Source organism: Hymenobacter frigidus, from assembly GCF_014640435.1.
GTDB classification, from domain to species: Bacteria; Bacteroidota; Bacteroidia; order Cytophagales; family Hymenobacteraceae; genus Hymenobacter; species Hymenobacter frigidus.
This window is the reverse complement of sequence record NZ_BMGY01000081.1, coordinates 1-6,342: the sequence shown is the minus strand read 5'-3', so window position 1 is coordinate 6,342 and position 6,342 is coordinate 1. Positions and strand designations below refer to the sequence as shown.

Annotated in this window: 8 protein-coding genes and 1 pseudogene; 6 read left to right on the top strand and 3 right to left on the bottom strand. The window is 56.3% G+C overall.

Annotated features, from left to right (window positions below; translation table 11 throughout):
- The 3 genes and pseudogenes from IEW17_RS20360 to IEW17_RS20350 all read left to right on the top strand — a co-directional run.
- Positions 1-199 (top strand): annotated as a pseudogene (locus IEW17_RS20360) (IS3 family transposase); the annotation flags it as partial.
- A 9-nt stretch (positions 200-208) separates the two neighbouring features.
- Entirely contained in the window at positions 209-631 is a 423-nt protein-coding gene (locus tag IEW17_RS20355) for an integrase core domain-containing protein (RefSeq protein WP_373286180.1), read from the top strand.
- Positions 632-768: 137 nt separating this feature from the next.
- Positions 769-1,308: a hypothetical protein gene (locus IEW17_RS20350; RefSeq protein WP_188563902.1), complete on the top strand. Its 540-nt coding sequence runs from the start codon at positions 769-771 to the stop codon at positions 1,306-1,308.
- A gap of 245 nt (positions 1,309-1,553) precedes the next feature.
- Here IEW17_RS20350 and IEW17_RS20345 read toward each other — a convergent pair whose 3' ends face one another.
- Entirely contained in the window at positions 1,554-2,165 is a 612-nt protein-coding gene (locus IEW17_RS20345) for a hypothetical protein (RefSeq protein ID WP_229749175.1), read from the bottom strand.
- 149 nt (positions 2,166-2,314) lie between these two features.
- Positions 2,315-2,740 (bottom strand): hypothetical protein, encoded by a 426-nt coding sequence (locus IEW17_RS20340; protein ID WP_188563900.1) that lies wholly within the window; start codon positions 2,738-2,740, stop codon positions 2,315-2,317.
- 190 nt (positions 2,741-2,930) lie between these two features.
- Between IEW17_RS20340 and IEW17_RS20335 the strand changes: the two genes are divergently transcribed.
- The 3 genes from IEW17_RS20335 (at position 2,931) to IEW17_RS20325 (ending at position 5,641) form a co-directional block, all read left to right on the top strand.
- The gene (locus IEW17_RS20335; RefSeq protein WP_188563899.1) at positions 2,931-3,236 is read left to right on the top strand and encodes a hypothetical protein; all 306 of its coding nucleotides are present in this window, start codon (positions 2,931-2,933) and stop codon (positions 3,234-3,236) included.
- Between the two features lie 311 nt (positions 3,237-3,547).
- Positions 3,548-4,828 carry an alpha/beta fold hydrolase gene (locus IEW17_RS20330; protein WP_188563898.1) on the top strand — a complete coding sequence of 427 codons (1,281 nt, stop codon included), beginning with the start codon at positions 3,548-3,550 and terminating at the stop codon, positions 4,826-4,828.
- Between the two features lie 198 nt (positions 4,829-5,026).
- The gene (locus IEW17_RS20325; protein WP_373286179.1) at positions 5,027-5,641 is read left to right on the top strand and encodes a recombinase family protein; all 615 of its coding nucleotides are present in this window, start codon (positions 5,027-5,029) and stop codon (positions 5,639-5,641) included.
- Between the two features lie 20 nt (positions 5,642-5,661).
- Here IEW17_RS20325 and IEW17_RS20320 read toward each other — a convergent pair.
- On the bottom strand, positions 5,662-6,342 hold a 681-nt coding region (locus IEW17_RS20320), incomplete at its 5' end, for a sensor histidine kinase (RefSeq protein ID WP_262891864.1).

Here is a 6,342-nt window from a genome sequence, read left to right as displayed (position 1 = left end):
CTACACCCCGCGCACGACCGACTCCACCCACGGGCTGCGCTGCGCTCCCAACCGCTTGCTCGACCAGTCCAAGCCCACCCGGGCCAACCAGGTGTGGGTGTCCGACATCACATACCTGCCCCTGGCCAACGGCGACTGGGCCTATTTATGCGCCTTTCAGGACATGGGCACCAAGCACGTGGTGGGTCGTACCCGGTAGGGCTGGCACGTGGGGGCCACCATGCCAGAAGAATTGGTCACCACGGCCTTGCAGCGGGCCTTTTTTGCCCAACCGCCTACCCCAAGCCTCATCGTCCACTCCGACCGGGGCGGCCAGTATTGCGGCAACGCCTACCGCGCCCTCTTGCACCGGCACGGGGCCGTGCGTTCGCAGAGCCGCCGCGGCGAGTGCTACGACAACGCCCTACCGGGTACGACCCAGGCCGAAAGCCTCTGGTCCCGCCTCAAAACCGAGGTGCTCGAACTGCGCGAGTGGCCCGTTTTTGCCGACCTAGCCGACGCGCAAGCCAGCATCGCCGACTATTTTGACTACTACAATCACGACCGCCTGCACTCCAGCATTGGCTACCAGACACCGTATCGCACTCATCAACAATCACTTCAAACTACTGCCCTAAACTGTCCAGCCTAAATGGACCACCTCATGGCTGCATCGTCCGACTACTTGATTAAAATTACCCTCCTTTCGTCAAACGGAGTGCGTTTACCTTCGGACCGTTTAAGTAAACGGGTCACGAGCCCTACGTTTGTCACATGAAGAGGTATGGCATGTTGCTCCTCCCATTCCTCGCCACCGGCTGGTCCTGTTCGCAGCAGCAACCTTGGCTCACCCGAGTAGTCGACGAGCGGGTGGTGGTGCAGGTGCCAGCAGAATTGCAGGAACTCGCACCGGAGAACCTCGGTATGCCCCCCACGGCCAGGCAGATAATGTGGGGAGCAGAAGATGCCGAGGGCATGTACCTGGTTCTTCGGCAAACGCCGGGGCACATTAATAATCGCGAACGATATTATGAAGGGCTCGTCAAGGGTGTGCTTAGAAGCGCCCACGGGGAGTTACTGGTGCATTCTACGTTTCCCACGCGGGGAGGCAACGGCATAGAACTGATGTTCAAAGCCCGCGACCCGAATAGTGGCAAAAGCGTGGTCCAGTATAGCCGCAGTGTGCTGGTGGATAGCTGTACCTACAGCTTCAGTTTTGTTTCCAGAAACGAGCAGGACAGCACTGGTGCGAGTGGGATGGATAGCCGCCGCCGGTTCTTTGAGTCCATTACGGTCACGCCCCGAATGGAATCGGTCGTCGAGCAGTAGGCGACTTAACAGACCACTTAAATGTGGCACGGGTGTAATTCAAAACTACGCGGCTCTTCTTCAAGCAGGAAAATCGGACCTGTGTCTGATGCCCTCAGCGATGCATAGAGGCCAGTACCGATGACCGATGAAAAGGGCAGCGCGTAGTTTTGAATTACACCCATGTGGCACCTATCCTTTCGCTTAAACGCTCCTATTTTTGAACAGCGTGCGTTCAAACCACGCCCCTTTTGCTAAACTACCTATCAGTTGTACTCGATGAGCGAGTCGGCTTCGCACGGTCGTGTGAGCAACCCCCTGTTATCGTACAGCAGCCGCTTGACGCGAAACTTTGTGTCGAAGGTGATGCGGGTCAGGTGGGGCGAATCGGAGATGTGCTGGTCAAGGGCATAGGTGACCAACGTGTCTGCTCCGGTCACCTCTTTGCGGAGCAGCTCGGTCTCCAGCACGCTTTCGCACCGGTTGCGGCCGGTGGTTCGCCGCGTGCCCACGGCGTCCCGCAGCCCGAAGAGCAGCACGTCCGACATCCCGCAGCTGGTCGGGAAGAGGGAATCCGAATGCACTAGGCCGGTGTAGTAGAAGAGTTGGCTGCCCTGGACGCGGCAGTCGAACGAGAGGTGAGTGTCAACCTCCTGCCGGTTGCGGCGGCCCTTGCGGTAGCGCAGCTGCGTGATTTCCGGGCACGGGCGGTTGCCCGTCACCACTTCCAGGCGCCGATAGCCGCGGGCGCTGTCCCCGAATTCGGCCTTCCCGGTGCGCACCGACATCAGCGACCGCTGTTGCCCGCACTGACTCTTGCCCTGCAACACGGTGCAGTCGGCACCCCTGTTCATCTGGCCCGACGAACAAAGGAGCAAGAGCAGCAAGGAAAAAGAACGGGGCATCGGTAGCATACGAGGTCTAAGGTAGGGGCTAAGTTATCCTCCTTCAACTGAACGGCGCTAGTTTACGCCACCACGGTTTTACTACACTTTGCTGCAGCGCTCTGCAGGGCTGACAGGGGAGCTTAAGCTGCTACTTCCGTGATGTAAATTGCTGCTACATCAGCCACTAAGCAGGATATTAAGCGGCCATACCCAACCAAGGAAAGAAGATGGGTCCACTCGGCGGCCTTCTTGCCATACGCCAGGTGATAGTTGGCCCGGGTCTGCTGCATGAGCTTGCCAAAGCCGGGAGCGGGCACATACACCCCGTTTTCGACGGAGAGCACCAGCGACAAGTCTTCAATAGCCAGAAAGCAGGTGCGGCAGGAACCCTCTTTATTGGCTAAAGCGGCGCCGGCAAAGGCGAGGTGGTCCGTGGGCAGGGACAAGGCGACTTTCTGGTCGTTTTCGCCCAGGACGAGCACCAGCAGCAGGCGACCTTCGGCATAAATATAGGACTCCAGCACAGAATCGCCGCTGTTGCTCACCACGTCGGCGAAAGTCATCATTGTCAAAAGCAAAGAAACAACACCATCAAGGCGTAGTTCATCGGAAAGGGATTAGTGAAAGGGCATAACTACGCTCCTTAATTTGAACGGGCCTCGTTTACCTCGGGACCCTTTTTGTAAACAGGCAGTACGTTAGGGCCTGAGGGTTTAAACGGTGCTAGATTGTGTCCAAAAGAGACATTGGTTCCCCATGAAGTATTCCGCCCCCGAGCAGCTCATTCGCCACGCTTTTTTCTTTTCGGTGTGGTGCTTGGAGCAGTGCCACGATAAGGTGCGCTATCATCGCCAAGTGACCACCTTGAGCCAACTGCCCGAAGAAACCGTTGGCCACGCGCTCGGGGCGTGCTTGCTGGCCCGAGAGTTGACGTTGGTGCCCGGCTTTGAAAGCCACGACTTGAAACACCTGGTGCTGGCGTACGAATTAGAGCCGATGGGCGAGATTCGGATGCAAGCCTTTGTGGGGTTCTTGTTGCAAAAAGGCGGATTTACACGCTAAGCCCTACGGCAGCACCTTAACAAAGAGGGCAGACCTAAAATGCTTGCAAAAAGAGCGGTTCCAGGCAAGCTAGGGGTACACCAGCTTTATCAAAAAGGAAATCCTAATTGATAAGTACTTTGCATAATCTGCTCTGACGCAGTAGAAATGAGGTTTTATAGCCTTAGCGTGTAAATCCACCCGACAGAAAGAGAACCCCATAGTCAACAAACTACTTATCCGAAATAAACGAAGCTACCTTGGCCGCCGCCGCTGGCCGCCGCCGCACAGGCACCTGTTGGCGATACTGCCGCATTCCCCATCCTGATGAAATGAAAAAGATACTACTCCTGTTTTCCCTGCTGTGCGGAGCACTTACCGCAAATGCCCAGGATAAGCTGTCCTATCTGCTGCAGACAATTGACGTTACTGCCTACCCGAACTGCACGTTCGAAGTCCGCGGTCAGCTGTTGATTGAGGGCAAGTCGAAAAATGGCGGAGCCGTTGCCTGCGCCGTTACCTCCCTGGACGCCAAAACCATCAAACCGTACTTCAATAAGTACGGCATGGAAAGCTACAAGCTCGGCGTCTGGACTCCGGTGTCAGTTTCCGGCGCAATTGACAACCAGGCCAATAAGCTGTCGGTGGGGATGTTCTTTTCAGGCAGAGGAAAGTATTATTTCGATGATTTTGAGCTGATTATCAAAAGCAAAAATAAGACGGTAAGTATTCCGCTTGGCAATTCCGGTTTTGAAAACGACAGTCTAAAGCCCTGGTATGTTACCAACTTTAAAGACGTGTCCAACATCCGGCTGACTACCGAGAACTTCAAGTCCGGCCAGCAATCCTTGCTTATTGACAACTCCCTGGCGGAATCGGACGAGTACGGCGAAAATACCAAGCGGGGGAAATATGCTCCCGTAAACGGCATCCGGCTCTACTACGAGATATATGGCGCGGGCGAGCCGTTGCTGCTGCTGCACGGCAATAACATGTCCATTGCTTCCTTCAACCGGCAGATTCCGGAATTGGCTAAAAAATACCAGGTAATCGCGTTGGACAGCCGGGGCCAGGGCAACTCCAGTGCCGACAGCGCCAGGCTCACTTACGAACTGTTTGCCGATGACGCGGCTGCATTCCTGGATTTTCTGGGTATCGATAGTGCGCACGTGCTGGGGTGGAGCGACGGGGGGAACATCGGCCTGCTGCTGGCCATGGAGCACCCGCGCAAGGTGAAAAAACTGGCGTCCATGGCGGCTGTCCTGTACAATGACAACACTTCGATATCGCCAAAGCTGAACGCTTTGCTCCGCAAGCAGCTTGCGGAGATGAAAGACAAGGGCGTTGCGGAGGCGGACATGAATTACCGGTTGAAAAACCTATTGCTGACCGAGCCGCACATTCAGCCGGATTCACTAACAAAAGTCACGGTGCCGGTTCTGGTGATGGCGGGCGAAGATGACATCGTCAAACGGGAGCACACGGCCCTGATAGCCAGAAAGCTTCCCGAATCAACCCTGAAAATATTCAGGAAAGCTGGGCACGAAGCACCCAAGGAGGTAACAGAGGAATTCAACAGGGCCGTCATGGATTTTTTTGCCGGCGGCAATTAGGCCTTCTTTAAGGGGTCGCACGAGAGTAGGAACAGAAAGTATCGGTAAGAAAAGACAACGTGGGCAGCTGTCTCAAAAAACGGCCGTTTTAGCGGCCTACTTGCCTGTACTTCCCCACTTACTGATGAGGTGCCAGAAACTGTCTCATATTCTATTCTCATTAATCAACGGCTCGTTATTTTCGCGCTCGTTGACTTCTTGAGAATTTCGCCTGTGATTTTTGGCTACGCCCGCGTCAGCACCGCTGACCAGCAGTTGCACCTCCAGACCGATGCCTTACAGGGCTATAGCTGTGCTGAAGTAGCGCAGGAAAAAGTATCGTCGGTGAAAGAGCGGCCGGCGCTGCAGCACCTCTTGAACCGCCTGCGTCCGGGCGATACGCTCGTGGTGTGGAAGCTCGACCGATTAGGCCGCTCCTTAAAAGACTTAGTCACGCTCGTCAGCGGGTTTCAGCAGCAAGGCGTGCACTTCGTTAGCTTAAAGGACCACCTGGATACTACCACGGCCCAGGGCCGACTCATGTTTAACCTATTCGCTTCCCTGGCTGAGTTTGAGCGCGACATTATCCGCGAACGTACCAAAGCCGGCCTGACGGCGGCGCGGGCCCGAGGGCGCCAGGGCGGGCGGCCCAGAGGCCTCTCCAAGCAGGCCCTTTCCAAAGCCCAGGCGGCCAAGACGCTCTACTTGCAGCAGGACAAGACAGTAGCCGAAATCGGGCAATTGCTCGGCGTCGGCCGGGCCACTATTTACCGTTACTTAGCGCATTTAGCTGTCCCTACCGGTGGCAGTATGGGAGCAGTCCCTGGTACTTAACGTAGGATATACCCATACCCCTAGAAAGTAACTGAGGGGGGAAACCACAGCTGAAACGCACTGCCTGCCCCCTCTACGGAATGGACCTGAATGCTGCCCTGGTGCAACTGCATAATTTGCTTGGCCAGGCTCAGCCCAATCCCGGAACCGTTGGGGCGGGTGGTGAAAAAAGGAATAAAAATACTGTCCAGTACGTCGGTGGGGATACCACTCCCGTTGTCTTTCACCTCGATAACCACCCGTTCCTGTTCATCGGGCCAGGCCAACAGGCTAATGCGAGGGTTAGGGGTTTGGGTGACTGCCTGCGCCGCATTGAGCACCAGATTGATGAGCATTTGCTGTAGCAGGTGGCCATCGGCGTGCAGAATTAGGTGCGCAGGCCGGACGCTAAGGGTAACCTTAATGCCTTGCGCGGCCAGTTGTTCCGCTAGTAGCTGCCGGGTGGCCTGGAGCAATTCCTGCACATAAAGGGTCGTGCGCTGCGGCGAGGCCAGGGTGCTAAAGTCCCGGTACACCTGGGCGAAGCGCAGCAGCCCTTCGCTGCGCTGCTGGATGATACGAATGCCGGTGCCCACGTCGTCGAGCAACTCATCTGAAGCCTCCTGCTGCCGGGCGCGCTGCACGTGGCGGCCCAATGAATCAGCCAGCGAAGCGATGGGGGCGACCGAGTTCATGATTTCGTGCGTCATGACCCGTAGCAG

What these genes read in the sequence shown, in the direction of transcription:
- IEW17_RS20350 (WP_188563902.1), top strand. Translation starts at nt 769, where the DNA reads ATGTTGCTCCTCCCATTCCTCGCCACCGGCTGGTCCTGTTCGCAGCAG.
- IEW17_RS20340 (WP_188563900.1), bottom strand. Translation starts at nt 2,740, where the DNA reads ATGATGACTTTCGCCGACGTGGTGAGCAACAGCGGCGATTCTGTGCTG.
- IEW17_RS20335 (WP_188563899.1), top strand. Translation starts at nt 2,931, where the DNA reads ATGAAGTATTCCGCCCCCGAGCAGCTCATTCGCCACGCTTTTTTCTTT.
- IEW17_RS20330 (WP_188563898.1), top strand. Translation starts at nt 3,548, where the DNA reads ATGAAAAAGATACTACTCCTGTTTTCCCTGCTGTGCGGAGCACTTACC.